The organism is Kosmotoga sp. (assembly GCF_982836095.1).
In genome coordinates, this window is the sequence record NZ_CEYIHJ010000134.1 from 5,159 (window position 1) to 5,551 (window position 393).

Genomic DNA, 393 nt, shown 5'->3' on the forward strand with positions numbered 1-393 from the left:
CATCTTAGACCCTTTTTGTGGTTCGGGCACCACGAACGCTGAAGCTTATCTGTGCGGGTTGAACAGCGTGGGTATTGACATCGTGCCATTTTATACCTACATGAGCGAAGCGAAAATCAGGTTCTTTGAACAGGAAATAATCTTTAATCCGATTGCAAGCGAGAACAACGGTCACCCGTTACTTGATGTCATACATGCCGCCTGCACGCTCCTCAAAACAAAATTCAAATATGAGAAGCGAGCTTCTGAGATAATAGAGCTTCAGAGAATCTATTTTGACCAGATAAGGGCTAAATTACGTTCACATGGAAAAACGGAGCATAAATTCATAGTTGGAACTGCAACTGACATTCCCTTCCCCGCTGGGCATTTTGATGCTATCGTGTGTTCGCC

1 protein-coding gene is annotated in these 393 nt (G+C 44.3%); it reads left to right on the plus strand.

All coding sequences use genetic code 11. The features are described 5' to 3' along the window. Positions 1 to 67 precede the first annotated feature (67 nt). Positions 68 to 393 (plus strand): class I SAM-dependent methyltransferase (locus tag AC3LHT_RS08520; RefSeq protein ID WP_488662589.1); only part of this gene is annotated, 326 nt, incomplete at its 3' end.